The sequence below is a fragment of the Virgisporangium aurantiacum genome, assembly GCF_016863635.1.
GTDB classification, from domain to species: domain Bacteria; phylum Actinomycetota; class Actinomycetes; order Mycobacteriales; family Micromonosporaceae; genus Virgisporangium; species Virgisporangium aurantiacum.
In genome coordinates this window covers 79,318-104,891 of the sequence record NZ_BOPG01000044.1, presented here as the reverse complement: position 1 = coordinate 104,891, position 25,574 = coordinate 79,318, and the positions used below count along the sequence as shown (strand labels likewise).

General features: G+C 70.7%; 30 protein-coding genes and 1 riboswitch. Of the genes, 17 read left to right on the top strand and 13 right to left on the bottom strand.

Translation table 11 applies throughout. The annotated features are described in order from the left end of the window. Positions 1 to 307 precede the first annotated feature (307 nt). The 3 genes from Vau01_RS32520 (at position 308) to Vau01_RS32510 (ending at position 2,713) form a co-directional block, all read left to right on the top strand. A complete protein-coding gene (locus Vau01_RS32520) occupies positions 308 to 1,222 on the top strand; it encodes a heme o synthase (protein ID WP_308440498.1) in 915 nt (304 codons plus the stop codon). Positions 1,223 to 1,464: 242 nt separating this feature from the next. Next, positions 1,465 to 1,788, top strand: a complete 324-nt coding sequence (locus Vau01_RS32515; RefSeq protein ID WP_204000607.1) for a hypothetical protein — start codon at positions 1,465 to 1,467, stop codon at positions 1,786 to 1,788. Beyond that, positions 1,772 to 2,713, top strand: a complete 942-nt coding sequence (locus Vau01_RS32510; RefSeq protein ID WP_204000605.1) for a DcsG N-terminal domain-containing protein — start codon at positions 1,772 to 1,774, stop codon at positions 2,711 to 2,713. Before Vau01_RS32515 ends, Vau01_RS32510 begins: the two co-directional genes overlap by 17 nt. Here Vau01_RS32510 and Vau01_RS32505 read toward each other — a convergent pair. Further along, positions 2,694 to 3,626: a ribose-phosphate diphosphokinase gene (locus Vau01_RS32505; protein ID WP_204000602.1), complete on the bottom strand. Its 933-nt coding sequence runs from the start codon at positions 3,624 to 3,626 to the stop codon at positions 2,694 to 2,696. The genes Vau01_RS32510 and Vau01_RS32505 overlap by 20 nt on opposite strands. Beyond that, positions 3,623 to 4,675, bottom strand: a complete 1,053-nt coding sequence (locus Vau01_RS32500) for a COX15/CtaA family protein (protein WP_204000870.1) — start codon at positions 4,673 to 4,675, stop codon at positions 3,623 to 3,625. Before Vau01_RS32500 ends, Vau01_RS32505 begins: the two co-directional genes overlap by 4 nt. 93 nt (positions 4,676 to 4,768) lie before the next feature. Here Vau01_RS32500 and Vau01_RS32495 point away from each other — a divergent pair, with 93 nt between their 5' ends. The 8 genes from Vau01_RS32495 to Vau01_RS32460 are packed head-to-tail and all read left to right on the top strand — an operon-like array spanning position 4,769 to position 11,203. Next, positions 4,769 to 5,503 (top strand): helix-turn-helix transcriptional regulator, encoded by a 735-nt coding sequence (locus tag Vau01_RS32495; RefSeq protein ID WP_204000600.1) that lies wholly within the window; start codon positions 4,769 to 4,771, stop codon positions 5,501 to 5,503. Continuing rightward, entirely contained in the window at positions 5,496 to 6,917 is a 1,422-nt protein-coding gene (sufB, locus tag Vau01_RS32490; protein WP_204000597.1) for a Fe-S cluster assembly protein SufB, read from the top strand. Before Vau01_RS32495 ends, sufB begins: the two co-directional genes overlap by 8 nt. Beyond that, positions 6,917 to 8,056, top strand: a complete 1,140-nt coding sequence (sufD, locus tag Vau01_RS32485; protein WP_204000594.1) for a Fe-S cluster assembly protein SufD — start codon at positions 6,917 to 6,919, stop codon at positions 8,054 to 8,056. Before sufB ends, sufD begins: the two co-directional genes overlap by 1 nt. Further along, complete coding sequence (locus Vau01_RS32480) at positions 8,056 to 8,391, top strand: non-heme iron oxygenase ferredoxin subunit (RefSeq protein WP_204000591.1); 336 nt, start codon at positions 8,056 to 8,058, stop codon at positions 8,389 to 8,391. The genes sufD and Vau01_RS32480 overlap by 1 nt, the downstream gene beginning before the upstream one ends. After that, on the top strand, positions 8,388 to 9,161 hold the full coding sequence (gene sufC, locus Vau01_RS32475) for a Fe-S cluster assembly ATPase SufC (protein ID WP_204000588.1): 774 nt from the start codon (positions 8,388 to 8,390) through the stop codon (positions 9,159 to 9,161). The genes Vau01_RS32480 and sufC overlap by 4 nt, the downstream gene beginning before the upstream one ends. Positions 9,162 to 9,165: 4 nt before the next feature. After that, positions 9,166 to 10,410, top strand: coding sequence for a cysteine desulfurase (locus Vau01_RS32470; RefSeq protein ID WP_204000585.1), 1,245 nt, complete (start codon positions 9,166 to 9,168; stop codon positions 10,408 to 10,410). Continuing rightward, on the top strand, positions 10,410 to 10,868 hold the full coding sequence (sufU, locus tag Vau01_RS32465; protein WP_204000582.1) for a Fe-S cluster assembly sulfur transfer protein SufU: 459 nt from the start codon (positions 10,410 to 10,412) through the stop codon (positions 10,866 to 10,868). Before Vau01_RS32470 ends, sufU begins: the two co-directional genes overlap by 1 nt. Continuing rightward, on the top strand, positions 10,835 to 11,203 hold the full coding sequence (locus tag Vau01_RS32460; protein ID WP_373320339.1) for a metal-sulfur cluster assembly factor: 369 nt from the start codon (positions 10,835 to 10,837) through the stop codon (positions 11,201 to 11,203). Before sufU ends, Vau01_RS32460 begins: the two co-directional genes overlap by 34 nt. Here Vau01_RS32460 and Vau01_RS32455 read toward each other — a convergent pair. Continuing rightward, positions 11,200 to 11,625 carry an SRPBCC family protein gene (locus Vau01_RS32455; protein WP_204000577.1) on the bottom strand — a complete coding sequence of 142 codons (426 nt, stop codon included), beginning with the start codon at positions 11,623 to 11,625 and terminating at the stop codon, positions 11,200 to 11,202. The two genes, Vau01_RS32460 and Vau01_RS32455, sit on opposite strands and share 4 nt — an antisense overlap. Further along, the gene (locus Vau01_RS32450) at positions 11,615 to 11,950 is read right to left on the bottom strand and encodes an ArsR/SmtB family transcription factor (protein WP_204000574.1); all 336 of its coding nucleotides are present in this window, start codon (positions 11,948 to 11,950) and stop codon (positions 11,615 to 11,617) included. Before Vau01_RS32450 ends, Vau01_RS32455 begins: the two co-directional genes overlap by 11 nt. A 150-nt stretch (positions 11,951 to 12,100) precedes the next feature. On the opposite strand from Vau01_RS32450, the gene Vau01_RS32445 reads away from it, so the two are divergent. Continuing rightward, on the top strand, positions 12,101 to 13,096 hold the full coding sequence (locus Vau01_RS32445) for a phosphatase domain-containing protein (RefSeq protein WP_204000572.1): 996 nt from the start codon (positions 12,101 to 12,103) through the stop codon (positions 13,094 to 13,096). Between the two features lie 33 nt (positions 13,097 to 13,129). Continuing rightward, entirely contained in the window at positions 13,130 to 14,059 is a 930-nt protein-coding gene (locus Vau01_RS32440) for a diacylglycerol/lipid kinase family protein (protein WP_239152027.1), read from the top strand. Between the two features lie 3 nt (positions 14,060 to 14,062). Here Vau01_RS32440 and thiD read toward each other — a convergent pair whose 3' ends face one another. From thiD to ypfJ, 8 genes are all read right to left on the bottom strand, one after another. Continuing rightward, entirely contained in the window at positions 14,063 to 14,848 is a 786-nt protein-coding gene (thiD, locus tag Vau01_RS32435; protein ID WP_204000568.1) for a bifunctional hydroxymethylpyrimidine kinase/phosphomethylpyrimidine kinase, read from the bottom strand. Beyond that, on the bottom strand, positions 14,824 to 15,369 hold the full coding sequence (locus tag Vau01_RS32430) for a thiamine phosphate synthase (protein ID WP_204000567.1): 546 nt from the start codon (positions 15,367 to 15,369) through the stop codon (positions 14,824 to 14,826). The genes thiD and Vau01_RS32430 overlap by 25 nt, the downstream gene beginning before the upstream one ends. After that, positions 15,363 to 16,133 (bottom strand): thiazole synthase, encoded by a 771-nt coding sequence (locus Vau01_RS32425; RefSeq protein WP_204000566.1) that lies wholly within the window; start codon positions 16,131 to 16,133, stop codon positions 15,363 to 15,365. Before Vau01_RS32425 ends, Vau01_RS32430 begins: the two co-directional genes overlap by 7 nt. Then, positions 16,126 to 16,329, bottom strand: a complete 204-nt coding sequence (gene thiS / locus Vau01_RS32420) for a sulfur carrier protein ThiS (protein ID WP_204000565.1) — start codon at positions 16,327 to 16,329, stop codon at positions 16,126 to 16,128. Before thiS ends, Vau01_RS32425 begins: the two co-directional genes overlap by 8 nt. Next, on the bottom strand, positions 16,326 to 17,354 hold the full coding sequence (locus tag Vau01_RS32415) for an FAD-dependent oxidoreductase (RefSeq protein ID WP_373320338.1): 1,029 nt from the start codon (positions 17,352 to 17,354) through the stop codon (positions 16,326 to 16,328). Before Vau01_RS32415 ends, thiS begins: the two co-directional genes overlap by 4 nt. Beyond that, positions 17,351 to 17,971 (bottom strand): thiamine phosphate synthase, encoded by a 621-nt coding sequence (gene thiE / locus Vau01_RS32410; protein WP_204000564.1) that lies wholly within the window; start codon positions 17,969 to 17,971, stop codon positions 17,351 to 17,353. Before thiE ends, Vau01_RS32415 begins: the two co-directional genes overlap by 4 nt. Continuing rightward, positions 17,967 to 18,076: riboswitch (TPP riboswitch) on the bottom strand. (Overlaps the previous gene by 5 nt.) Positions 18,077 to 18,089: 13 nt before the next feature. Beyond that, positions 18,090 to 18,800 carry a DNA alkylation repair protein gene (locus Vau01_RS32405; protein WP_204000563.1) on the bottom strand — a complete coding sequence of 237 codons (711 nt, stop codon included), beginning with the start codon at positions 18,798 to 18,800 and terminating at the stop codon, positions 18,090 to 18,092. A 16-nt stretch (positions 18,801 to 18,816) separates the two neighbouring features. Next, positions 18,817 to 19,755, bottom strand: coding sequence for a KPN_02809 family neutral zinc metallopeptidase (gene ypfJ / locus Vau01_RS32400; RefSeq protein WP_204000562.1), 939 nt, complete (start codon positions 19,753 to 19,755; stop codon positions 18,817 to 18,819). A 229-nt stretch (positions 19,756 to 19,984) separates the two neighbouring features. Here ypfJ and Vau01_RS32395 point away from each other — a divergent pair, with 229 nt between their 5' ends. The 4 genes from Vau01_RS32395 (at position 19,985) to Vau01_RS32380 (ending at position 24,845) form a co-directional block, all read left to right on the top strand. After that, complete coding sequence (locus tag Vau01_RS32395; protein ID WP_204000559.1) at positions 19,985 to 21,589, top strand: ABC-F family ATP-binding cassette domain-containing protein; 1,605 nt, start codon at positions 19,985 to 19,987, stop codon at positions 21,587 to 21,589. A gap of 272 nt (positions 21,590 to 21,861) precedes the next feature. Continuing rightward, a complete protein-coding gene (locus Vau01_RS32390; protein ID WP_204000558.1) occupies positions 21,862 to 22,086 on the top strand; it encodes a helix-turn-helix domain-containing protein in 225 nt (74 codons plus the stop codon). 10 nt (positions 22,087 to 22,096) lie between these two features. After that, positions 22,097 to 22,870, top strand: a complete 774-nt coding sequence (locus Vau01_RS32385) for an enoyl-CoA hydratase/isomerase family protein (RefSeq protein ID WP_204000556.1) — start codon at positions 22,097 to 22,099, stop codon at positions 22,868 to 22,870. Positions 22,871 to 22,934: 64 nt separating this feature from the next. Further along, positions 22,935 to 24,845, top strand: coding sequence for an ABC transporter ATP-binding protein (locus Vau01_RS32380; RefSeq protein WP_204000554.1), 1,911 nt, complete (start codon positions 22,935 to 22,937; stop codon positions 24,843 to 24,845). On the opposite strand, the gene Vau01_RS32375 is transcribed toward Vau01_RS32380, so the two are convergent. Continuing rightward, positions 24,810 to 25,565, bottom strand: a complete 756-nt coding sequence (locus tag Vau01_RS32375; RefSeq protein ID WP_204000552.1) for an SDR family oxidoreductase — start codon at positions 25,563 to 25,565, stop codon at positions 24,810 to 24,812. The two genes, Vau01_RS32380 and Vau01_RS32375, sit on opposite strands and share 36 nt — an antisense overlap. Between the last annotated feature and the right edge of the window lie 9 nt (positions 25,566 to 25,574).

Below are 25,574 nucleotides of genomic sequence, written 5' to 3'. Positions count from 1 at the left end.
GCCGGGCATTGGGCTTATTGAACACCGGCCGGGGCGGTGAACGAGGCTCACTTAGTCGGTTTTTAGCCCGACGTTCTTCATACGGACGCCGGCGGGGTTCCGGGTCCGCACGGATCTTGCGGGCCGCGCCCCGGGGCGCGTTTGCGCTGTTCTAGGATGCGCAAGGGCCGCCGCGTAACGCGAAGGTCGGCAAACCAAGCGATTTCGGGGTGGGTGTGTGACGGCGGTTACCGAGCAGTCCGGCCGGTCTCGCAACGCCGTCCTCACCGCTGCTGACCTTCCCTTGCGTCCCGTTTCGCCCGGCGCACTGGCCGAGGCCCGGAAGCGTGCCCGCGCGGCGGCACGACCGCGCTACGGCGCGGTCGCAAAGGCATATCTGACGCTCACCAAGCCGCGCATCGTCGAACTGCTCCTGGTCACCACGCTGCCGACGATGTTCCTCGCCGCGGGTGGGCTGCCACCGGTCACCACGCTCGTGGTGGTCCTGGTGGGCGGCGCGCTCGCGGCCGGTGCGGCCAACGCGCTCAACTGCTACATCGACCGCGACATCGATCCCCTGATGAAGCGCACGGCCCGCCGGCCGCTCGTCACCCACACCGTCTCGCCGCGCAACGCGCTGGTGTTCGGTCTGGTGCTCGGGCTCGTGTCCACCGCTCTCATGGCGGCGTTCACCAATCCGCTGGCCACCGCGCTGACGGTCGGCGCCATCGCCTACTACGACCTCGTCTACACGATGTGGCTCAAGCGCACCACGCCGGCCAACACGGTGTGGGGCGGCGCCTGCGGGGCGGCACCGGTGCTCATCGGCTGGGCCGCGGTCACCGGCGGCCTCGACGTGCGGGCGTGGGCGCTGTTCGCGGTGGTCTTCCTCTGGCAGCCGCCGCACTTCTACGCGCTGGCCATCAAGTTCAAGGACGACTACGCCCGGGCCGGCATCCCGATGCTGCCGGTGGTGGCGAGCATGCGCCGGGTCGGCATCGAGGTCATCGTCTACACCTGGCTCACGGTGATCGCGTCGCTGCTGATGTGGCCGCTCGGCATGAGCCCGATCTACGGATTGACGGCCATCGTCGTGGGTGCACTCTTCGTGATCGAGGCTCATCGATTGGCTGGACGGGCGTTCCGGGGCGAACCGACCCGTCCGATGCGCCTCTTCCACTGGTCGATCACGTACCTGACCCTGCTCTTCGTCGCGGTGGCCGTCGACGCGCTGCTCGCCTGAGCAGTTCTGTCGGGCCTCCGACACTGTCCGGAATGCCCCAGACGCGCCGTCTTTCGCGGCCCATTACGGTGTGTATGTGAGCCCCTTTCGAGGGGTGGAAGTCGCTAGGCGTCTAAGCAGGCATTTGTTTCGATGAATCGGGGCAAATCAGACACCAATCGACGTGATCGACAAGTGTGCAGCGTCACAAACCTCTTTCGAAACCCGGCGCAGAGCGGCGCGATGTGCTTATCGTGGCCGTCATGGCAGATGGTTCCCATACGACGATGACGCTTGAGGCGCCGGTTGACGGTGGCCTCATTGCCGGGCTCCGGTCGTTCGCCGGCGACCACGGTGGAGCGAAGGCAGTCATCGAATATGTCGGGCGTCGCGGTTGTCGGATCGTGCTCGTGGGGGGCGATGGCGCCTGGGGCGATCAGTTCGCTCCGGCCACCGATGTCGCTCGGGAGGCGTGCGCCAGGGCTGGCGTCGTCGTCGAGAATGAGTGGGAGCGCGAGCTCATGGACAACATGCGCCCCAGCAACGACCTCTGGCGGTCCATGGCCCGCCGTGCCTACGCGAGGTAGACCCGTTCCACAGTCCAACACCACCGTCAGCGCGACCCGGGGTACGTCCCGGGTCGCGCTCGTCACGTGTGCCCCCATGAACGGCCTCGACCCGGACGACGAGCTGGCCGTCGCCCCGCTCAAGGAGCACGGCCTGGCGGCCGAGCCGGTGGTGTGGGACGACCCCGCCGTCGACTGGGCGGGCTACGACCTGGCCCTGGTCCGCTCGACGTGGGACTACCACCTGAGCCGCGATCGGTTCCTCGCCTGGGCCGGTGCCGTTCCCCGACTGGCCAACCCGGCGCCGGTGCTGGCCTGGAACACCGACAAGCGCTACCTGCGCGAGCTGGTCGACGCCGGCGTACCGACCGTGCCGACCGAGTGGGTCGAGCCCGGCGGCTCCTGGACCCCGCCGGCCGACGGCATGGTCGTGGTCAAGCCGACCATCAGCTGCGGCGGGATCGACAGCGGCCGCTACGGCCCGGCGGAGCGGGACCTGGCGGCGGCCCACGTGCGGCGCCTGGCCGACGCCGGCCGGCCGGTGATGATCCAGCCGTACCTGTCCGCCGTCGACACCGCCGGCGAGACCGCGCTGGTCTTCCTGGGCGGCCGGTACTCGCACGCGATCCGCAAGGGCGCCCTCCTCACCGGTCCCGACGTCGGGGTGGCGGGCCTGTACCGCGAGGAGGAGATCGCGCCGCGCGAGCCCTCAGCGGCCGAACGGGCGGTGGCCGAGCGGGTGCTCGACGCCGTGCCCTTCGACCGCGCCGACCTCCTGTACGCCCGGGTCGACCTCATCCCGGACGCGGCCGGCGCACCGGTTCTCCTGGAGCTGGAGCTGGCCGAGCCTTCGCTGTTCCTCGGCATGTCCGAAGGCGCACCGGAACGCCTGGCGGCGGCGGTGGCTGCGGCGGTGGCCGCCGCGGTCAGTCGAACAGCGCGCTGACCGACTCGCCGTTGTGGATCCGGCGGATCGCCTCGGCCAGCGCCGGCGCCACCGACAGGACCTGGAGCTTCGGCGAGCGGTTTGCGACCGGCACCGTGTTCGTGGCGACGATCTCCAGGACGTCCTCCTGCGCGGCCAGCTTCTCCAGCGAACCCGCCGCGAACAGGCCGTGGGTGCACGCCACCCGGATCGACCGGACCTTGCGCTCCCGCAACCGGTCGAGCAGTTCCAGCATCGTGGTGCCCTTGGCGATCTCGTCGTCGAGCACGATCACGTCGCGGTCGTCGACCTCGCCGATCACCGCCGTGATGCGGACCTTGTCGTCGTTGATGCGTTCCTTCGCACCGGCCGCGACCGGCACGCCGAGCATGCGCGCGAACGCCGCCGCCGACTTCGCGTTGCCCAGGTCGGGCGAGACCACCACGGCCTCGCTCAGGTCGTAGCGCCGGAAGTGCCCGGCCAGTTCGCGCAGCGCGTGCAGGTGGTCGACGGGCACGCTGAAGAACCCGTGCACCTGGGGCGCGTGCAGCGTCACCGTGAGGACGCGGGAGGCGCCGGCGGTCACCAGCAGGTCGGCCACCAGGCGGGCGCCGATCGAGATGCGCGGCGCGGCCTTCTTGTCCGAGCGCGCGTACGCGAAGTGCGGCATCACCACGGTGATCCGGGCGGCCGAGGCGCCCCGCGCCGCGTCGAGCATCAGCAGCAGCTCCACCAGGTGCTCCTGCACCGGCGCCACCAGCGGCTGCACGATATATACGTCGCGGTCGCGGCAGTTGGCCTGCAGTTGCACCTCGAGGCAGTCGTTCGCGAAGCGCTTGATCGTCACGGGCTGCCGCGGCTGCCCGAGGTGCGCGCAGATCTCGTCGGCCAGCGCCGGGTGTGCGCTGCCGCTGAAGACGACGATCTCCCTCATGTCCTGCCTCCGAGTCGCAGCGCGGCCTCGCCGTTGGCCGGCGCTCCACCGTTCGGGCCCGCCGGTTGCGGCCGCGTCAACGCTTCGGGCAGATCCGCGCGGACGCGCGTGAGCGGGGCCCGGTACGCCCGGCGCAGGTTCGAGTGGACCGCGAGCGCGGCCAGCAGCACCGCACACGACCCGGCCATGTGGGCCCCGACCAGCAGCCGGGGCAGGTCGGTGAGGTACTGCACCAGCCCGACCAGGCCCTGCGCCAACTCGACCACGAGCAGCAGCACGGCGGCCCGCCGCACCACCCGCGTCGCGTCGACCGCCCACACCGCGAACAGCATCCCGACCGTGAGCCCGACGAGCACGAACACGCCGTCGGCGTGCAACTGGGTCACCGCCTGGGGGTCGAGGTTGTTGCGCCTTGCGTCGGCGTCGCCGGCGTGCGGGCCGCTGCCGGTGACCACCACGCCGACGAACAGCACCGCGGCGGTGACCGCCACGATCGACAGGCCGAACCACCGCAGCGGGCGCGGGGCGCTCCAGGTGGGCCGCTCGTGCGGGGCGTCGACCCGGGCGGCGTCGTCGATCGCCGACCGCCACAGCGCGTAGGTGAACCCGATGATGACCATGGACACCAGGAAGTGGCAGCCGACCACCCACGGGTTGAGGTCGGTGAGCACGGTCACACCGCCGACCACGGCCTGCGCCGGGATCTGCGCGAGCACGGCGGCGGCGAGGACGACCGTGCGGCGGCTGCGCGGCAGCTGCAGCAGCGCCGAGACCACCACGAGCAGCGCGATCAGCCCGACGACGTACGTGAGCAGCCGGTTGCCGAACTCGATCGCGCCGTTGATGCCCATTTCGGCGGTTGCGACGTACGAGTCGTCGGTGCAGCGGGGCCAGGTGGGGCAGCCGAGACCGGATCCGGTGAGCCGGACCGCCCCGCCGGTGATCACGATTCCGACGTTCGCGATGATCGAGGCGAGCGCGAGGCGACGCAGCGCCGATGGCGAGGCAAGCAACACCCGCGCCCGCAGAACGATGAAGCGCAGTGGCATCACGATGCCTGATCGTACGTCTGTTGCGTGGATCACTTCCCGTCGCCCGAGACGGATTTGCCGATCTCCCGCGAATTACGTAACGTTCGTGTTGTGAAAAACGTGGTGCTGCTTCCTGGGCAGGCGCCACCCGTCGCCGGAGTGGGCGCCGCGGGTGGTGCCGACCGGCGCACCCGTGATCGTCTCACCGAGCTTCTGCTCGAACGGGGTGCCGCCACGGCCACCGAGCTGGGCTGTGCGTTGGGGCTGAGCGCGGCGGGCATCCGCCGTCACCTCGACGCCATGCTCGCCGACGGCCTGGTTCTCACCCGCGAGCAGGCCACCACCGCGCCCCGCGGCCGGGGCCGGCCGGCGAAGGTCTTCGCGCTCACCGACGCGGGCCGCGAGGGCCTGCCGCACACGTACGACGATCTCGCGTCCGCTGCCCTGCGCTGGATCGCCAGCCGCAGTGGCCCGGAGGCCGTCGCGGCGTTCGCCGCGAACCAGGTCGCCGGCCTGGAGGAGCGGTGCCGCACGGCCATGGCCGAGGCCGGCGCCGACCCGATCGCCCGGGCCGAGGCGCTGGCCAGGGCACTCACGGCCGAGGGGTACGCTGCCGGCGCAACCACGATCGCCACCGGCGGCCAGCTGTGCCAGCACCACTGCCCGGTGGCCCACGTGGCCGCCGAGTTCCCACAGTTGTGCGAGGCCGAAACGCGGGTGATCTCGCGGCTGGTCGGCACGCACGTCCAACGCCTCGCCACGATCGCCAACGGCGACGGTGTGTGCACCACGCACATCCCGCGCCGGAATCTGAGTAACCGAACCGTGAGGACCACTCGTGACTGAGCAGATCACGCCGATAACCGACCCGCTTGCGGGCCTCGGACGCTACGAGTACGGCTGGGCCGACTCCGACGTGGCCGGCGCGGCCGCCCGACGCGGCCTCAACGAGGATGTCGTCCGCGACATCTCGGCGAAGAAGAGCGAGCCGCAGTGGATGCTCGACCTGCGCCTGAAGGGGCTGCGCCTGTTCGGACGCAAGCCGCTGCCGGCGTGGGGCGCCGACCTCACCACGATCGACTTCGACAACATCAAGTACTTCGTGCGGTCCACGGAGAAGCAGGCGGCGTCCTGGGAGGACCTGCCCGACGACATCAAGAACACCTACGACCGGCTGGGCATCCCGGAGGCGGAGAAGCAGCGGCTGGTCGCGGGCGTCGCGGCGCAGTACGAGTCCGAGGTCGTCTACCACCAGATCCGGGAAGACCTGGAGCAGCAGGGTGTGCTGTTCCTCGACACCGACACCGCGCTCCGTGAGCACGAGGACCTGTTCAAGGAGTACTTCGGCACGGTGATCCCGGTCGGCGACAACAAGTTCGCCGCGCTGAACACCGCGGTGTGGTCCGGCGGCAGCTTCATCTACGTGCCGAAGGGCGTGCACGTCGACATCCCGCTGCAGGCGTACTTCCGGATCAACACCGAGAACATGGGCCAGTTCGAGCGCACGCTGATCCTGGTCGACGAGGGTGCCTACGTGCACTACGTCGAGGGCTGCACCGCGCCGATCTACTCGTCCGACTCGCTGCACTCGGCCGTGGTCGAGATCGTGGTGAAGAAGGGCGGCCGCTGCCGGTACACCACGATCCAGAACTGGTCGACCAACGTGTACAACCTGGTCACCAAGCGGGCGGTGTGCCACGAGGGCGCCACCATGGAGTGGGTCGACGGCAACCTCGGTTCCAAGGTCACCATGAAGTACCCGGCCGTCTACATGACCGGCGCGCACGCCCACGGCGAGGTGCTCAGTGTCGCCATGGCCGGCGAGGGTCAGCACCAGGACGCCGGCGCCAAGATGGTGCACGCCGCGCCGAACACCTCCAGCACGATCATCAGCAAGTCGATCGCGCGCGGCGGTGGCCGCACGAGCTACCGCGGCCTGGTGCAGGTGCTCGAGGGCTCCACGAACTCGAAGTCGACGGTGAAGTGCGACGCGCTGCTCATCGACACGATCTCGCGCTCCGACACCTACCCGTACGTCGACATCCGCGAAGACGACGTGTCGATGGGCCACGAGGCCACCGTCTCGAAGATCAGTGACGACCAGCTCTTCTACCTGATGAGCCGCGGCCTCACCGAAGACGAGGCGATGGCGATGATCGTGCGCGGGTTCATCGAGCCGATCGCCAAGGAACTGCCGATGGAGTACGCGCTCGAGCTGAACCGCCTGATCGAGATGCAGATGGAAGGGTCTGTCGGCTGATGACGACGGTTCTGCCCCCGAAGACCCGCGCCCACGCGCTGCGCTCGACCGACGTCAACGACTACCCGGCGCTGAACGGCCGCGAGGAGGAGTGGCGCTTCACGCCGCTCAAGCGCCTGCGCGGCCTGGCCACGGCGGTTGTCGCGGAGCCCACCGGCAAGCTCAGCTACGAGTACGGCGACCTGCCGGCCGGCGTCGGCGTGTCCGTCGTCGACCGGTCCGATCCCCGGATCGGCAGCGTGCTCACCCCGTTCGACCGGATCAGTGCGCTCGCGCACGGCGGTGCCACCGAGGCGCTGCTCGTCACCGTCGCGCGGCGCGCCACGCCGGGCGGCCCGACCACCGTCCGGGTCGTGGGTCACGAAGTCCGGGAAACGGTGTTCGCGCACACGTTCATCGAGGTCGGCCAGCTGGCCGAGGCGACGCTGGTGCTCGACCAGTCCGGCAGCGTCACGCTGGCCGACAACATCGAGGTCAGCGTCGGCGACGGCGCGCACCTCACGCTGGTGACGGTCGCCGACTGGGCCCGTGACGCGGTGCAGGCGCAGCACGTGAAGTTCCGGCTCGGCCGCGACGCCCGCGCGCAGCACATCCAGGTGTCGCTGGGCGGCGACCTGGTGCGCCAGTACACCAGCGTCGAGTACGCCGGCCGGGGCGGCGACTGCGAGATCTACGGTCTCTACTTCGGCGCGGGCGGCCAGCACCTGGAGCACCGCCAGCTGATCGACCACGCGATCCCCGACTGCCGCAGCAACGTCAACTACCGGGGCGCGCTGCAGGGCGCGAAGACCACCACCGTGTGGGTCGGCGACGTGCTGATCCGGGCCGAGGCCACCGGCACCGACACGTACGAGATCAACCGGAACCTGGTGCTCACCGACGGCGCGGTGGCCCACTCCGTGCCCAACCTCGAGATCGAGACCGGCGAGATCTCCGGTGCCGGCCACGCGAGCGCAACCGGCCGGTTCGACGACGAGCAGCTGTTCTACCTGATGTCCCGGGGCATCCCGTCCGACGAGGCGCGGAAGCTGGTCGTGCGCGGCTTCTTCCACGAGCTGCTGGCGAAGGTGCCGCTCGAAGACCTGCGCGAGCGGCTCGCCACCACCATCGAGGCCCGCCTCGACGAGGTGGGTGCGTAGTGACTGTTCAGGTACGCGTTTGCGGCACGGGCGACGTCGCCAAGGGCGAGGTGATCGCGGTCAAGGTCGGCGAGCTCGAACTCGCCGTCGTGCACGGCGACGACGACACCTTCTACGCGATCCGCGACGAGTGTTCGCACGCCAACATCGCCCTCAGCGAGGGCGAGATCGACGGCTGCACCCTGGAGTGCTGGCTGCACGGGTCGCGGTTCGACCTGCGCACCGGCCACCCGAGCGGCCTGCCCGCCACCGAGCCGGTGCCGGTGTTTCCGGTCGAGGTCCGCGATGGCGACGTCTACGTGACTTTGGAACCCAGCAACGGAGTGAATCTGTGAGTGTCCTTGAGATCCGCGACCTGCAGGTCTCGGTGAAGCTGCCCGAGGGCGACCTGAAGCCGATCCTGGCCGGCGTCGACCTCACCATCCGCGCCGGCGAGACGCACGCCATCATGGGCCCGAACGGCTCCGGCAAGTCGACGCTCGCGTACGCGATCGCCGGTCACCCGCGCTACGAGGTCACCGGCGGAACGCTCACGCTCGACGGCGCCGATGTTCTCGCGATGACCGTCGACGAGCGGGCCCGCGCCGGACTGTTCCTGGCCATGCAGCACCCGGTCGAGGTGCCGGGCGTGTCCGTGGCGAACTTCCTGCGCACCGCGAAGACCGCCGTCGACGGCGAGGCGCCGAAGCTGCGCACCTGGGTCGGCGAGCTGCGCGGCGCGATGGAACGCCTGCAGATGGACCCGACGTTCGCCCAGCGCAACCTCAACGAGGGCTTCTCCGGCGGCGAGAAGAAGCGGCACGAGATCGTGCAGCTGGAAGTGCTCCGGCCGAAGATCGCGATCCTCGACGAGACCGACTCCGGCCTCGACATCGACGCGCTGCGCGTGGTCAGCAAGGGCATCAACCGGGTCCGCGACAACGGCGACACCGGCCTGCTGCTGATCACCCACTTCACCCGGATCCTGCAGTACGTGAAGCCCGAGTTCGTGCACGTGTTCGTCGGCGGGAAGATCGTCGAGGAGGGCGGCTCCGAGCTGGCCACCAAGCTGGAAGACGAAGGGTACGAGCGTTACCTGGCGGGTGCCGGCCCGGCGAAGGCGTAGCGCCATGACCCTCGACGTTGCGGCGATCCGCGCCGACTTTCCGATCTTCAAGCGGGAGATCAACGGCAACCCGTTGGTGTACCTCGACTCGGGCAACACCTCGCAGAAGCCGCGGCAGGTGATCGACACCATCAGCCGGCACTACGAGTGGCACAACGGCAACGTCGCCCGGTCGGTGCACACGCTGGGCACCGAGTCGACCGAGGCGTACGAGGGCGCGCGGGCGAAGGTGGCGGCGTTCGTCGGTGCCGCGTCGGCCGACGAGATCGTGTTCACCAAGAACTCCACCGAGGCGATCAACCTCGTGGCGCACGCGTTCTCGGAACGGGCGAAGGACGAGCGGTTCCGCCTCGGCCCGGGCGACGAGATCGTGATCTCCGAGATGGAGCACCACTCGAACATCGTCCCGTGGCAGCTGCTGTGCGAGCGCACCGGCGCGACGCTGCGCTGGTTCGGGCTCACCGACGACGGCCGGCTCGACCTGGCGAACCTCGACGAGCTGATCACCGAGCGCACCAAGCTCGTGTCGATCGTCCACTACTCGAACATCATCGGGACGATCAACCCGGTGGCCGCGCTCGCGGCGAAGGCGCACGCCGTCGGCGCGCTGATGCTGGTCGACGGGTCGCAGTCGGTGCCGCACTCGCCCGTCGACGTGGCCGCGTTGGGCGCCGACTTCCTGGCCTTCACCAGCCACAAGATGTGCGGGCCAACCGGCGCCGGCGTGCTGTGGGGCCGGTTCGAGCTGCTCGACGCGATGCCGCCGTTCCTCGGTGGCGGGTCGATGATCGAGACGGTGACGCTGGCCGGCTCGACCTTCATGGCGCCGCCGGCCCGGTTCGAGGCGGGCACGCCGCCGATCGCCGAGGTCGTCGGCCTCGGTGCGGCGGTCGACTACCTCTCCGGCATCGGCATGGCCGCGATCGCCGAGCACGAGAAGCTGATCACGCGCTACGCGCTGGAGGCTCTGGCCACCGTTCCCGATGTGCGGGTGATCGGTCCTACCGACCTTACCGAGCGGGCCGCTACGATTTCGCTCGTGGTCGACGGCGTGCACCCGCACGACGTCGGGCAGATTCTCGACGCCGAAGGTGTTGAGGTACGCGTGGGTCATCACTGCGCCAGGCCGGTGTGCGTCCGGTACGGGGTTCCCGCCACCACACGGGTCTCGCCGTACCTGTACACGACCACCGGAGACATCGACGCACTGGTGCGGGGGTTGTACGCGGTGCGGAAGGTGTTCGACTGATGCGGATCGACCAGCTCTACCAGGAGATCATCCTGGACCACTACAAGCACCCGCACGGCAAGGGCCTGCGGGAGCCGTTCGATGCCGAGGCGCACCACGTCAACCCGACGTGCGGCGACGAGATCACGCTGCGCGTCCAGCTGGGCGACGGCGTGGTCGACGATGTCTCCTACCAGGGCATGGGCTGCTCGATCAGCCAGGCCTCGGCGAGCGTCCTGTACGAACTGGTGCGCGGCCGCAAGGTCACCGAGGCGCTGGCCACCGGCGACTCGTTCACCGAGGTGATGACCGGCCGCGGCGAGGTCGAGCCCGACGAGGACATCCTCGGTGACGGCATCGCGTTCGCCGGCGTGGCGAAGTACCCGGCGCGGGTCAAGTGCGCGCTGCTGGCGTGGATGGCGTTCAAGGACGCGGTGGCCCGGGCATCGGCGTCGTCAGACGGAAAGGCAGAAGCATGACTGAGACCACGAAGGCATCCGTCGACGACGTCGAAGAGGCGATGCGCGACGTCGTCGACCCCGAACTCGGGATCAACGTGGTCGACCTGGGCCTCATCTACGGCGTCCACGTCGACGACGAGAACATCGCGTCGATCGACATGACGCTGACCTCGGCGGCCTGCCCGCTGACCGACGTGATCGAGGACCAGACCCGCCAGGCCCTCACCGGCGGCCCGGGCGGCGGGCTCGTCAGCGACTTCCGGATCAACTGGGTGTGGCTGCCGCCGTGGGGCCCCGACAAGATCACCGACGAGGGCCGCGACCAGCTTCGGTCACTGGGGTTCAACGTCTAGGTGGTGCCGGCCGAGAGGCGGGCGGGGAGGCGGTTGGCGGCCATTCTGCGCCAGCCGCCTTTGTGCATCAGGGCGGAGACCACGGCAGCGGGGCCGCTGAAGCCCTGGTGGTCGATCCGGAACCTCGTGCCGCCGGCCGTTTCGGCCAGCGTCCAGGTGAGCGTCGTCGGTGATCGCATCCGGCTGCCCTGCCAGCGGATCACCATCCGCTTCGGGGGATCGATCTCCAGCACCTCGCAGTTGATGACGCCGTCCCAGCCGGGCATCGGCTTGGCCTTGAAGCGGAACCGCCGGCCGGGGACCGGTTCGAAGCCCTCGACCGGCATCACCCACTCCGACAGGGCTTCGGGGTCGGTCAGCGCTGCCCAGACGTCGGCGATGGGGTAGGGCAGGTCGGTCTCGACCGTCAGGTCACGTCTCATGCTTCTGTCGCTCCAGGTAGGCCCGCAGGTTGAGGACGCGTTCGGTCCAGAAGCCGGAGAACAGCGCCGCCCAGTCGAAGAGGTCCTGCAGGGGTGCGGGGTTGAGCCGGTAGATGCGGTGCCGGCCGGCGCGGCGCTCGTCGACCAGGCCGGCGCCGCGCAGCACGGCCAGGTGACGCGACACCAGGGGCACCGACTGCCCGACCGCTTCGGCGAGAGCGCCCACCGTCTGTTCGCCGTCGCGGCCGAGGGTCTCCATCAGGGCGCGACGGGTCGGGTCGGCGACGGCGCGGAAGACGTCCTCGTCGGCGGTGGGGCGGGGCACGCTCAAAACTTATGGTTAACGTTGAATGTTGTCAACTCATCGTCGAGCGTCTCAGGGATCATGGAGCGATCGGAGCGCCGACATGCCGGTCCGTCCATGCTTGGGGTGGCGGCCGGGCGGGAAACTGAGGGTCGGTATCGGAGGTGGGACGTGGCAGCACGCCGGTGGATCCGGTCGACGTTGAGACGGTGGGTGCCCGGCGAGCCGGTCGTCGTGATCACCTACATGGGGTACGTGGCGTTGCCGCCCGGCGGGCCGGAGGCGCGGGTGCGCGGCCGGGTCCTGCGCCGGACGGTGGTCGCGCTGGCCGGCCCGGTGCGCGGCTGGCGGACGTTCATGGAGACGGTGGCCTGGTTCACGACGTCCGAGGTGCCGGGGGTGCCGGTCGAGGCGATCAGTGACGTCGCGAGCGCCCACGCGGTGAGCGACGACGAGGGCTACATCGAGGCCCGGGTGCGGGTGAGCCCGCCCACCGAGAGCCGGGTCGGCGTGAAGTTGACCGCGCGTCGGGCGCCGGACACCGTCGCGCCGGCGTACGTGGTGCCGGCTGACGGGCGTCCCCTCGTGGTGAGCGACATCGACGACACGGTGCTGATCACCGGCGTGAAGGAGCGCCTGAAGATGGTCGGCCGCACGCTGATCGGCGACCCGACCGACCGCGAGGTCGTCGACGGAATGCCGGGTTTACTGGCCGCGCTGGCCGGTAAGGACGCACCGGTGTTCTACGTCTCGACCAGCCCGTGGAATCTCTACCAGCGACTCGCCGACACGCTCGCCTACCACGAGGTGCCGGCCGGCCCGATGCTGCTCACCGACTGGGGCTTCGGCAGCAAGCAGATGCTGGTGCGGCCGGCACTGGAGTACAAGGTCGAGACGATCAGCGGGGTGCTCGACGACTTCCCGGGGCGGCACGTGGTGCTGGTCGGCGACAGCGGCCAGCACGACCTCGCCGCGTACCTCGCGATCGCGGAGGCGTACCCGGGGCGCGTGCTGGCGATCCTGATCCGGGAGGTGCCCGGGTTGGTGCCGAAGGACCACGGACCCGACCACGAACGGGCCCGGGCGGCGGGGGTCATGCTGTGCGTGGGTGAGCCCGTGGACCTGCTGACGGCCGCCACCGGTGCGGATCTTGTCAGGGCGGGCTGAGCCGTCGACGACAGCGGTGGCATGCTGCTAGCCGTGCCCAGAGCGGACAAACCCCGGTCGGCCGTGGTGATCAACCCCACCAAGGTCGTCGACCTGGTCGACCGTCGACGGCGCATCATCGCCACCCTCGCCAAGGCCGGCTGGCCCGAGCCCGCGTGGTTCGAGACCACCCGCGACGACGGCGGCTTCGGCCAGACGAAGCAGGCGGTCGCCGACGGCGCCGAGGTGGTGTTCGCCTGCGGCGGCGACGGCACCGTGATGGCGTGCCTGTCGGCGCTGGTCGACACCGAGGTGGCCCTGGCCGTGCTGCCGGCCGGCACCGGCAACCTGCTCGCCGCGAACCTCGGCCTGCCCGACGACCCGGCGGCCGGTGTCGAGGTCGCGATCAGGATGGGCCGCCGCAAGATCGACGTCGGCGTGGTGGGCGACCGGGCGTTCGCCGTCATGGCCGGGATGGGCTTCGACGCGGCGATGGTGGGTGAGGCGCCGGAGCGGCTCAAGCGGATCCTCGGCTGGCCCGCGTACGCCGTCTCGGCGGCGAAGAACCTGCGCGCCAAGTCGATGCGGGTGGAGGTCCGGCTCGACGACCGGCCGCCGCTGCACCGGCGGGCCCGGTCGGTGCTGGTCGCGAACGTCGGCCGGCTGCAGGGCGGCATCCGGCTGCTGACCGACGCCGAACCCGACGACGGCCTGCTCGACGTCGCCCTGATCACCCCGGGCACGCTGCGCCACTGGGCGGTGCTGGCGTTCGCGGTGCTCGCGCGCCGTGACCGCACCCCCCGGATGGAGGTGTACCGGGCCCGTCGCGTCGAGGTGATCAGCGACCGTCCGCAACCCCGGCAACTCGACGGCGACGTCATCGAGCCGGCGGAGAAGTTGTCGGTGCAGATCCGGCACGAGGCGCTCTGGCTGTGCGTCCCGCAACCCGCCGACGCCCCCGACCTGGCGGAGGGCCACCCCTGACGGTCAGCCGGGCCAGCCGACCGGGCCGGCGCCCGAACCCAGGCGCCACGGTGCCGACCGCCGCAACGACTCGCTGACGTACCGCTTGGCGCCGGCCAGGGCCGTGGCGACGTCGGAGCGGGTGGCCAGCAGGGCGGCGACCGCGGCGGCGAACGTGCAGCCGGTGCCGTGGGTGTTCGGCGTGTAGATCCACGGTGCCGTCAGCGTCGACAGCGTGCCCTCGTGCCAGACCACGTCGACCGCTTCGGTTCCCGGCAGGTGGCCGCCCTTCACCACCACGCAGCGCGCGCCGAGGGCGCCCAGATCCGCCGCCGCCGCGCGCATCTCGTCCACTGTGGACACCTTGCGGTCCAGCAGGACGCCGGCCTCGTGCAGGTTGGGCGTCACCACGGTGGCGTGCGGGAACAGCGCCTCGCGGTAGGCGGCCGCGACGTCGCCGGTGAAGAGCGGGTCGCCGCTGGTGGCCACCAGCACGGGATCCACCACCAGGTTGGGAAGGCGGGCCGCATAGGAAGCGACAAGCTCCACAGTGGACGGTTGGGCCAGCATCCCGGTCTTCACCGCCGCCACCGGAAGGTCGTTCAGCACGGCGTCCAACTGGGCGGCGACGAACCCGGTCGACGTCGCCTCGACCCCGTGCACGCCCATCGTGTTCTGCGCCGTGAGCGCCGTGACGACGCTCGTGCCGAACACGCCGTGCATCGTGAACGCCCGCAGGTCGGCCTGAATGCCGGCACCGCCACCGGAATCGGATCCGGCGATCGTCAGGGCCACCGCAGGTTCGCGCATACCGCCTCCACCAGTTCTCGCACCACGGCCGCCGGATCGGCGGCCGTCATCACCGCGCCCATCACCGCGACGCCCGCCGCGCCGGCCCGCACGCACGCGGCCGCCCGCTCCGGCGAGTCGACCCCGCCGAGCGCCAGCACCGGCACGGCAGCTCCCGAGCACCAGTCGCGCAGCGTCGACAGGCCCAGCGGCGGGCCGTATCCCGGCTTCGACGCCGAGGCGTACACGGGCGACACGGTCACGTACTCGAGGTCAGCGACGGAAGCCACCTCCGCCGCCGAGTGGCACGCCCGCCCGACCACGCGTCCGGACCCGTCGCGGTGGGCACCGTCCACATCGGACACCAGCAGCCGGTCGCCGATGCTCTGCCGCAGCGCCGAGGCGAGCGCGCCGCGCGCGTCCACCGGAAGGTCCTTCTCCCGCAGGACGACGCGGGCCGCGCCGCCCGCGACCGCCCCGGCCGCGACGGTGGCCAGCGGCCGTTCCCCGGCGAGCGCCCGGTCGGTGTAGACGATCACCATGCGGGCAGGCCGTCGAGCGGGCTCGACGCGGTCGCGTACTCGACGCGCGGGATCCGGCCGGCGCCGTGTGCGAGCCGGCCGGCCTCGACGGCCAGTCGCATCGCGGCCGCCATGCGCGCCGGGTGCTCGGCCCGGGTGACCGCGGTCGCGAGCAGCACGCCGTCGCAGCCGAGTTCCATCGCCAGCGCGGCGTCGGACGCGGTGCCGATGCCCGCGTCGAGGATCACCGGGACGCTCACCGCCTGCCGGATCAGCATGATGTTGTGCGGGTTGCGGATGCCCAGCCCGGACCCGATCGGCGCGCCCAACGGCATCACCGCGGCACAGCCGGCGTCGGCGAGGCGACGGGCGAGGATCGGGTCGTCGTTGGTGTACGGCAACACGGTGAAGCCGTCGTCGACCAGAATGCGGGCCGCCGCAAGGGTTTCCACCGGATCCGGCAGCAGGGTTCCCTCGTCGCCGATGACTTCGAGCTTCACCCAGTCGGTGTCGAACGCCTCGCGGGCCAGCTGCGCCAGCCGGACCGCCTCGGTGGCCGTGTAGCAGCCGGCCGTGTTCGGCAGGATGCGCACGCCGCACGTCTCGATGACGTCGAGCACCGAACCCTTGGCGGCCGGATCGAGCCGGCGCAGGGCAACGGTGACGAGCGCGGTGCCGCTCGCCCGGATCGCGTCGGCGAGCGTGGTGTGGCTCGACGCGCCACCGGTGCCGAGAATCAACCGCGACGGCAGCTCGGTGCCGCCGATCAGGAACGGGTCATCCACCTTGCACCGCCGTGAGAATCTCGATCGAATCGCCCTCGCCCAACGGGGTGACCCCCCACCGGTAGCGCGGCACCACCTCGCCGTTCACCGCCACCGCCAGCCCGCGGTCGTTCGTCGGCGACAGTTCGCGCACGACATCGTCCACTGTGGACCCTGCCGGCGTCTCGCGGTTGGTTCCGTTGACAGTCACATTCATCGGTGCACATCCGTAAACCGGTTGGGATGGAAGGGCTTGACGAGCTCCGGAAGCTCGCCCGTGTCAAGGAGTTCGACGATCGCGTCGGCGGTGACCGGTGCCAGCAGCACGCCGTCGCGGTAGTGACCGGTGGCCACCACGACGCCCGGTCGCACCACCCCGATCAGCGGCGCGTTGTCGGGCGTGCCCGGCCGGAGGCCGGCCGTCGCCTCCACCAGTTCGTACTCGGCCAGCCCGGGCACCAGCGCGACGGCGGGTCGCAACAGGTCGAGCACGCCACCGGCGGTCACCGTCGTGTCGGTGCCGCGCTCCTCCTCGGTGGCGCCGACGACCACCTCGCCGTCGGCGCGCGGCACGATGTACACCGACCGGTTGGCGACGTGGCCGCGGATCACGCGCGTCAGCCCCATCCCGCGCAGGCGCAGGATCTGGCCCTTCACCGGCCGCACCGGCAGGCCCGGCACGAGGCCGGCGCTGGCGTGACCCGCGGCGATCACGGTGAGCTCGGCGTCTTCGGGTGGGGTGTCGGACACCGGCACCAACGACATCAGCGCCCGGGCCACCCTGCGGGGATCGACCTGGCCGTCGTCGGGCAGGAACGCGCCACCGCGCACGCGCGGCGACAGCAGCGGCTCGCGCTCGCGCACCTCGGCCGCGGTCAGCGGCTGCACCGGCAGGCCGCAGCGCCGGTGGAAGTCCACGAGCCGCGTCACCGCACGGAGGTCGTCGTCGGTGCCGGCAACCAGCACCGTGCCGTCGCTCCGGTACGAAAGATCTTTCTTGGACGCCGATGCGAGCGCCGCCGCGAACTCCGGCCATCGGCGTGCGGCGGCCAGCAGCAGGCGGTGCAGCGGCTCCTCGCCGAAGCGGGCCTCACCGGTGGCGGCGAGCATCCCGGCCGCCACCCCGGTGGCTCCGCCGCCCGGGTCCGGGTCGTGGACGCTCACCTCGTGCCCGCGTTCGAGGCACCGCCACGCGATGGCGAGCCCGATGACCCCGCCACCGATCACAGCCACGGTGGTCACGGCGTCACCGCTCTTTTCAGGCGCGCCGCGGCGTCACGCGGATCCGGCGCCGAACAGATCGCCGCGACCACCGCGACGCCGTGCGCGCCGGCGGCGCGCAACGCGGCGGCCGTCTCCTCGGTGACGCCGCCGATCGCGATCACCGGGACCGGCACCGCGGCCGCGACCGCCGCGACGCCGGCCGGCCCGATCGGCGCCGGCAACGTGGTCTTCGTGGTGCTCACGTACGCCGGCCCGGTGCCGAGATAGTCCGCACCGGCGGCGACCGCGCGGCGGGCCGACTCCGGATCGCGGGCGGTCGCGCCGAGCACGGCGTGCGGACCCAGTACCGCGCGCGCCGCCGCCACCGGCAGGTCGGTGTCGCCCACGTGCCCGCCGTCGGCGCCCACCGCGAGCGCGACGTGCAACCGGTCGTTGACCAGGCACGTGACCCCGGCGGCGCGGCACAGCCCGAGCACGACCCCGGCCAGCTCGTAGGCGGCCCGGTCGCTGATCTCCGACCCGACCCGGACCTGCACCGTGTCGACCCCGCCGGCCAGTGCGGCGGCGACCGTGGCCGGCACGTCGCGGCCCGGGGAGACATCGGTGACGAGGTGGAGGCGACCTATCGTGAGCATCCGGGGCTCCTCTTCCTGCGCCGGCATGACCCGGATCAGGTTCAGCGGTCGGGGGCTCGCAGCCCCCCTCTCAGCCCGGTGCACCGGACTCCCGCGGGGTGTTGTTTCCTGGTCGACCCTAGCCCTCGGCCGGCGGACCCGCCAGGTGCTTCATCGCCTCCCGGACCGACAGCCGGGACAGGGTCGGTGTCGCGTCGACGAACGCGCGGACCGCCTCGGGATCGGTGCGGGCGTACTGCCGGAGCGCCCAGCCGATCGCCTTCCGGATGAAGAAATCGGGGTGACCGGCGAGCGCGGTGCAGTATCCGAACAGCCGGTCGGTGTCGGTCTTCTCCTTGTAGTGCAACTGATGCAGCACCGCGGTGCGGGCCAGCCACAGGTTGTCGTCGGCGGCCCAGTCGTCCATTGTGGACACCGCGCCGGGGTGCCGGGTGACGATCGGTCCGACCACGCGGGTGGCGAGCGGATCGACGGTGTCCCACCACGATCGGGTGGTCACCAGTGTCTCGATCGTGCCGAGGAATCCCGGTTCCGGCCGGTTGGCGTGCTTCACCAGCCAGTCGACCGCGAAGTACTGGTACTCGCGGGCCGGCTGGGCCCAGCACGCCAGCGCCACCGCGCGCAGGTCCTGCTGGTCGGGCGCGGGCAGGCCACGCATGATCTGCCTGGCCAGCTGGCGGCGGCGCGGGGTCTTGATACCCAGGAACGGGAACGCGTCGCGCATGTAGGCGCGCATCGGGCCGGCGTCGGCCGGATCGGCCGCGGCGCCGTAGGCGAGCATCAGACGGTCGAGAACGGTGCGGGACAAGGGAGTGTCGGACGACACCATGCCGCCAGATTAGGGCCTAGACGCCGGCGGTGAATGTGTCGCAGCGTTTCGGATCGCCGCCCTGGTAGCCGGTGAGGAACCACTGCTTGCGCTGGGCGGAGGTGCCGTGGGTGAACTTGTCCGGGTTGACGCCGCCGCCGGCCTTCTTCTGGATGGCGTCGTCGCCGATCGCCTCCGCCGTCTCCACCGCCTGCGAGATGTCGGCCTCCGTGATGCTCTTGAACAGCGCCTGGCCGCCCGCGTCGGTGGTGGTCGTGGCGAACTTCGCCCAGACGCCGGCGTAGCAGTCGGCCTGCAGTTCGAGCATCACCGAGTACTTGTTGGCGTTGTTCGGGTCGCGCTGCTCCTGGCGGCTGACCTCGTCGGACGTCCCGAGCAGGTTCTGCACGTGGTGGCCGTACTCGTGGGCGATCACGTACGGGGCGGCGAACTCGCCCTCGGCGCCGAACCGCTGCGACAACTCGTTGTAGAACGTGAGGTCGATGTACACCTCGCGGTCGGGTGGGCAGTAGAACGGCCCGACGCCCGAGTCGGCCGCGCCGCACCCGGTGCTGACCTGGTTGGAGAAGAAGTTGGTCTCGGCGGGCTGGTACTGCTTGCCGAAGACCTGCGGCAGGGCCACCCGCCAGTACGCCTGAACCGAGTTCACGTAGAGCAGGTTGCGGCAGTCGACCTCCTGGAACCGGTTGGGGTTCGAGGTGGCGCACTTCTGTTCGAGGTTGGTGTTGTCGCCCTGCTGGTTGCCGCCACCGTCGCCGCCGAGCACGTTGACGCCGCCGAAGATCGCACCGCCGATCACCAGGACCGCGGTGACGATCAGGCCCACCCAGCCGCCACCGCCGCTGGGGAGCGGGATCGGGATCCCGCCGCCGCCGGTCCGGCCGCCGCCGCCCCCGGATCCGCGCAGGTCCTCCACCTGGCCGGTGTCGAGGTTGGCGTTCTCGTTGAGCTCCATCCGGGGTACCTGCCTGTCGACGTGAGAAACCTGCCCGCGCGTTCGTTACCCGATGATCTTGGAGGGTAATCACATCGCGGCTGGCTCAGGATGCCGGGTACCATGGTCCACGTGCTCGCACGCTGTGCCTGAATGGCCCGCCGCACCGGCTCCCCAGCTTGAATGAAGGGGTCGCCGGTGCCTTTGCGTGTCCTCGGCCATCTTTGAAAATACGGAAGCGAGCCCTTAGATGATCTCCGCCACCGGTCTGGAACTGCGCGCCGGTTCCCGGATCCTGCTCTCCGACATCAACCTCCGGGTACAGCCGGGCGACCGCATCGGCCTCGTCGGCCGCAACGGCGCCGGCAAGACCACCACGCTCAAGGTCCTCGCCGGTGAGGGCCAGCCGTTCGCCGGTCAGGTCGAGCGGCGCGGCGCGGTCGGGTACCTCCCCCAGGACCCCCGCACCGGCGACCTGCACGTCACCGCCCGCGACCGGGTGCTCTCCGCCCGTGGTCTCGACAGCCTGCTGGCCGAGATGGCCAAGCTGGAGGTCGAGCTCGAGAGCAGTGGTGACGAGCGGCTGGTGCGCCGGTACGGCGCGGTCGAGGAGCGGTTCGCCGCGCTGGGCGGCTACGCCGCCGAGGCCGAGGCCGCCCGCATCTGTGCCAACCTCGGCCTGCCCGACCGGGTGCTCGCCCAGCAGATCGGCACCCTCTCCGGCGGCCAGCGCCGCCGGATCGAGCTGGCCCGGATCCTGTTCGCCGACGCGGCGGCCACCGGCGGCGGCACGCTCCTGCTCGACGAGCCCACCAACCACCTCGACGCCGACTCCATCGGCTGGCTCCGCGGTTTCCTCGGCGGCCACAAGGGCGGCCTCATCGTCATCAGCCACGACGTCGGGCTGCTCGAGGCCACCGTCAACAAGGTCTGGTACCTCGACGCCAACCGGGCCACGGTCGACGCCTACAACGTCGGTTGGGCCAAGTACCTGGAGCAGCGGGAGGCCGACGAGCGGCGGCGCAAGCGCGAGCGGGCCAACGCCGAGAAGAAGGCCGGCGCCCTCATGGCGCAGGCCGACAAGATGCGCGCGAAGGCCACGAAGGCGGTCGCCGCGCAGAACATGGCGAAGCGGGCCGAGCGGCTGCTGTCCGGTCTGGAGGACCAGCGGGCCGGCGACAAGGTGGCCAAGGTGCGCTTCCCGGCGCCGGCGCCGTGCGGGAAGACCCCGCTCACCGCGCAGGGGCTCAGCAAGTCGTACGGATCGCTGGAGATTTTCTGCGACGTCGATGTCGCGGTCGACCGCGGCTCGCGGGTCGCCATCCTCGGCCTGAACGGCGCGGGCAAGACGACGCTGCTGCGCGTGCTCGCGGGGATCCTCCCGTCCGACACCGGTGAGGTGGTTCCCGGGCACGGGCTCCGGCTGGGTTACTACGCGCAGGAGCACGAGACGCTCGACGTCGGGCGCACGGTGCTGGAGCACATGCGATCGGCCGCGCCCGATCAGACCGACGGCGACCTGCGGCGCATCCTCGGGGCGTTTCTCTTTTCCGGAGACGACGTGAGCAAGCCGGCGGGTGTGCTCTCCGGTGGCGAGAAGACCCGGCTCGCGTTGGCGACGCTGGTGTGTTCCGGCGCCAACGTGCTGCTGCTCGACGAGCCGACGAACAACCTCGATCCGATCAGTCGTGAGCAGGTGCTCGACGCGATCGCCCGGTACCCGGGCGCCATCGTGCTGGTGACCCACGACCCGGGCGCGGTGGCGGCACTCAAGCCCGATCGGGCGATCCTTCTGCCCGACGGGGTCGAAGACGCCTGGAGCGACGACCTTCTCGAGTTGGTGGAGCTGGCCTGAGGCAACGGCCATACCGTCTCGCGCGACGGGTGTCCACATTGGACGCGTTTCCTCGCGCGCACGGAGTGCAATAAAAGACAATTCGTACATTGCCCGGATGTATCCACCGTTGGAAACGCTTTCATCCCTCGTGACGGTGACGGTATCGGGTTGATGACAATGCAGTGCGTGTCGGTTGGCGCCCGGTCGATATCTAGCGCATGATCCAACTAGACGGTCTAATGGATGAAGACCGCAACCATCACCGCCAGCCTGGGACGTGAGGGATCAGCATGGCAGCCACCGCCACCACCAGCACGGAGAAGGGCCGCCGCATCGTCGGAGCGGAACGGCAGACGCTCGCGAAGGACCTTGTGAAGCGGTACACCAGCGGCGAGAGCATTCGGGCTCTCGCCGCGTCGACCGGCCGCTCGTACGGATTCGTCCACCGCGTGCTCACCGAGTCCGGGGTCCAACTCCGGCAGCGCGGCGGCGCTCGGCGGCGCAAGAAGGCCTGAGCGCCGCAACGTGAGCACCACTGAGAACGAGCCCGGAGTTCAGCTCACCCGCGACGGGCCGGTGGCAACGATCTCGTTGTCCCGGCCCGCAGTGCTGAACGCACAGACCCCGCAGATGTGGGGTGCCCTGCGCCAGATCGGCAAGGAACTGCCCGGTGACGTCCGGGTGGTCGTGGTGCGGGGCGAGGGCCGGGCGTTCTCGGCGGGTATCGATCTATCGGTTGCCTCGGCCGGACGGAGCGGCGAGTTCCACCTGCTCGCCGGCTCCGCCGACGAGGTCGCATTGACCCGTATCGAGGGGTATCAGGAGGCCTTCACCTGGCTCCGGCGGCCCGACATCGTGTCGATCGCGGCCGTTCAGGGTCACGCGATCGGTGCCGGGTTCCAGTTGGCCCTCGCGTGTGATCTGCGTGTTGTTGCTGATGATGCAAAGTTCTGTATGGCCGAGGTATCGCTCGGTCTCGTTCCCGACCTCGGCGGCACCAAACCCCTGTACGACCTCGTCGGGCCGGCCCGCGCGCTCGACCTGTGCGTCACCGGTCGCCGGGTCGGTGCCGCCGAGGCCGACCGGATGGGCCTGGTGAACCGGCTCGTGCCGGCGGCCGAACTCGACACCGCGGTGGCCGAACTCGCGGCCGCCATCGTCGCCGGAAATCGCGACGCGGTGGTGGAAATCAAGGCGCTCATCGCGGGCGCCGGCGAGCGGGATCTCGCCACCCAGACCCGGTACGAGCGCGAGGCCCAACTGCGCCGCCTGCGGGATCTCGCGGGCACCGGTGAATAAAATCTGACGCCCGGCGGTTGCTTTACCCGCGAAGTGTCACACCCCTCGGGTTAGGTAACTGTTCATGAGTCTCCATTCCGGCAGCAGCTGGTCGATGCTGAGCTCGCTGCGCCGTGAGGGCGAGCTCGGCAACAAGCGCGTCGGGCGGGCAACGGCGAAGCGGATCGCCGCGTTCGCCCGTCCGTACCGGCGCTCGATCGCGGTCTTCCTGCTCACCGTCGTTGTCGGCGCCGCCATCGGGGTGGCGGGCCCGGTGCTCGCCGGCGACGTCATCAACGCCATCACCCGGGGCGGGTCCGATGCCGGCGGCACGGTCGTGCGCATCGCGCTGCTCATCGCCGGGCTGGCGGTCGTCGACGCGTTGCTGTCGCTCGTGCAGCGCTGGTACTCCGCGCGCATCGGCGAGGGCATCATCTTCAACCTGCGCACGATGGTCTACGACCACGTGCAGCGCATGCCGGTGCAGTTCTTCACCCGCACGCAGACCGGTGCGCTGGTGAGCCGGTTGAACAACGACGTGATGGGTGCACAGCGGGCGTTCACCAGCACGCTCAGCGGTGTGGTCAGCAACGTCATCCAGCTCGTGCTCACCGCGGCGGTGATGGTCACCCTCTCCTGGCAGATCACCGCGCTGTCGCTGGTGATGCTGCCGGTGTTCATCCTGCCGGCGCGCCGGGTCGGCCGGCGGCTGGCCGAGATCACCCGGGAGGCGTACCAGCTCGACGCGAAGATGAACGCCACGATGACCGAGCGGTTCGGCGTCGCCGGCGCGTTGCTGGTGAAGCTGTTCGCGCGTCCCGAGAAGGAGGCGCAGCGGTTCAGCGAGCGGGCCGAGCGGGTGCGCGACATCGGTGTCCAGTCGGCGATGTATTCGCGCACGTTCTTCGTCGCGATGATGCTCGTCGCGTCGCTCGCGCAGGCGTTGACGTACGGGCTCGGCGGCTGGTTCGCCGTGCGGGGATCGATCAGCGCCGGCACCGTCGTCACGTTGGCGCTGCTGCTCACCCGGCTCTACGGCCCGCTCACCGCGCTGTCGAACGTCCGAGTCGACGTGATGAGCGCGCTGGTGTCGTTCGAGCGCGTCTTCGAGGTGCTCGACCTGCAGCCGTCGATCGCCGAGCCCGCCAACGCAAAGCCGGTGCCGCCGGGCACCGGGCGAATCGAGTTCCGCGACGTGCGGTTCCGGTACCCGAGCGCGGCGGAGGTGTCGCTCGCGTCGCTGGAAGACGTCGCGACGCTCGACCGCACCGTCGGCGAGGAGGTGCTGCGCGGTGTGTCGTTCACCGTCCACCCTGGACAGATGGTGGCGCTCGTCGGGCCCTCGGGTGCGGGGAAGTCCACCACGGCGATGCTGCTGCCGCGCGTCTACGACGTCACCGGTGGGGTGGTGCTCGTCGGCGACATTGACGTGCGTGAGGCGTCGCTGCAGAGCCTGCGCGACACGATCGGGGTGGTTTCGCAGGACTCCCACCTGTTCCACGAGACGATCGTCGAGAACCTCCGCTACGCCCGGCCCGACGCCACCGACGGGGAGATCTGGGCCGCGCTCGACCGGGCGCAGGTCGGCGAGCTCGTGCGCGGCCTGCCCGACGGGCTCGACACCGTGGTCGGCGAGCGCGGGTACCGGTTCTCCGGTGGCGAGAAGCAACGCATCGCGATCGCCCGCCTGCTGCTGAAGGCGCCGTCGATCGTCATCATGGACGAGGCCACCGCGCACCTCGACTCCGAGTCGGAGGCGGCCGTGCAGAAGGCGCTGGCCGAGGCGCTCAGCGGACGCACCGCGCTGGTCATCGCCCACCGCCTGTCCACCGTCCGCGACGCCGACCTGATCCTGGTGCTCGACGACGGTCGCATCGTCGAGCGCGGCACGCACGAAGACCTGGTCGCCCGGTCGGGCCTGTACGGCGAGCTGTACCGAACCCAGTTCGCCGACTCGCCGTCAGAGCGCGCGCAGGATCCCGCCGTCGACCGGTAGGGCGATGCCGGTCAGGTAGCTGGCGGCGGGCGACAGCACGAACGCGGCCACCCGGCCGAACTCGGCGGGTTCGCCCATGCGCCGCAACGGGATGCGGGCCTCGGTGTCGGCTTTCGCCTTCGCGGGGTCGGGTTTGCCGGCGAGGAGTTGGTGTCCGCGGTCGGTGAGGATGCTGCCGGGCAGCAGGCTCACCACCCGCACGCCCCGCGGCCCGAGCGCATCGGCGAGGTCCTTGGCCCACATGGCCAGGCCGGGCCGCAGCCCGTTCGAGACCGCCAGGCCGTTCAGCGGCGTGCGCACGGACGTCGAGAGGACGAACGCGATCGCGCCGCCCTCGCCGAGCACGCCGGCAACCGTGCGCGCCATCCGTACCGCGCCGAGGAACACCGAGTTGAACGCGGCGGTCCACTGCTCGTCGGTAGCGTCGAGCGGGCCGCCGGCCGGTGGCCCGCCCACCGAGATCAGCGCGCCGTCGAGCCGGCCGAACCGGTCGTGGGCGGCCGCGACGAGCGCGTCGGGCGTGCCGGGGTCGGCCAGGTCGGCGACGATGCCGGCGGCGTTCGAGCCCAGCTCGGCAACCGCCTTGTCGACCGACTCCTGGCTCCGCGACGAGACGATCACCCGGGCGCCGTCGGCCACCAGGCACCGGGCCGTGGCGAAGCCCAGCCCTTTCGTGGCGCCGGTGAGGACGTAGACCCGGTCGCTGAGGCCAAGTTCCATGCGAAGACC

What these genes read in the sequence shown, in the direction of transcription:
- Vau01_RS32515 (WP_204000607.1), top strand. Translation starts at nt 1,465, where the DNA reads ATGGCAGATGGTTCCCATACGACGATGACGCTTGAGGCGCCGGTTGAC.
- Vau01_RS32505 (WP_204000602.1), bottom strand. Translation starts at nt 3,626, where the DNA reads ATGAGGGAGATCGTCGTCTTCAGCGGCAGCGCACACCCGGCGCTGGCC.
- Vau01_RS32500 (WP_204000870.1), bottom strand. Translation starts at nt 4,675, where the DNA reads ATGCCACTGCGCTTCATCGTTCTGCGGGCGCGGGTGTTGCTTGCCTCG.
- sufD (WP_204000594.1), top strand. Translation starts at nt 6,917, where the DNA reads ATGACGACGGTTCTGCCCCCGAAGACCCGCGCCCACGCGCTGCGCTCG.
- Vau01_RS32470 (WP_204000585.1), top strand. Translation starts at nt 9,166, where the DNA reads ATGACCCTCGACGTTGCGGCGATCCGCGCCGACTTTCCGATCTTCAAG.
- sufU (WP_204000582.1), top strand. Translation starts at nt 10,410, where the DNA reads ATGCGGATCGACCAGCTCTACCAGGAGATCATCCTGGACCACTACAAG.
- Vau01_RS32455 (WP_204000577.1), bottom strand. Translation starts at nt 11,625, where the DNA reads ATGAGACGTGACCTGACGGTCGAGACCGACCTGCCCTACCCCATCGCC.
- thiD (WP_204000568.1), bottom strand. Translation starts at nt 14,848, where the DNA reads ATGCGCGAACCTGCGGTGGCCCTGACGATCGCCGGATCCGATTCCGGT.
- Vau01_RS32430 (WP_204000567.1), bottom strand. Translation starts at nt 15,369, where the DNA reads ATGGTGATCGTCTACACCGACCGGGCGCTCGCCGGGGAACGGCCGCTG.
- thiS (WP_204000565.1), bottom strand. Translation starts at nt 16,329, where the DNA reads ATGAATGTGACTGTCAACGGAACCAACCGCGAGACGCCGGCAGGGTCC.
- thiE (WP_204000564.1), bottom strand. Translation starts at nt 17,971, where the DNA reads ATGCTCACGATAGGTCGCCTCCACCTCGTCACCGATGTCTCCCCGGGC.
- Vau01_RS32405 (WP_204000563.1), bottom strand. Translation starts at nt 18,800, where the DNA reads ATGGTGTCGTCCGACACTCCCTTGTCCCGCACCGTTCTCGACCGTCTG.
- ypfJ (WP_204000562.1), bottom strand. Translation starts at nt 19,755, where the DNA reads ATGGAGCTCAACGAGAACGCCAACCTCGACACCGGCCAGGTGGAGGAC.
- Vau01_RS32395 (WP_204000559.1), top strand. Translation starts at nt 19,985, where the DNA reads ATGATCTCCGCCACCGGTCTGGAACTGCGCGCCGGTTCCCGGATCCTG.
- Vau01_RS32390 (WP_204000558.1), top strand. Translation starts at nt 21,862, where the DNA reads ATGGCAGCCACCGCCACCACCAGCACGGAGAAGGGCCGCCGCATCGTC.
- Vau01_RS32380 (WP_204000554.1), top strand. Translation starts at nt 22,935, where the DNA reads ATGAGTCTCCATTCCGGCAGCAGCTGGTCGATGCTGAGCTCGCTGCGC.
- Vau01_RS32375 (WP_204000552.1), bottom strand. Translation starts at nt 25,565, where the DNA reads ATGGAACTTGGCCTCAGCGACCGGGTCTACGTCCTCACCGGCGCCACG.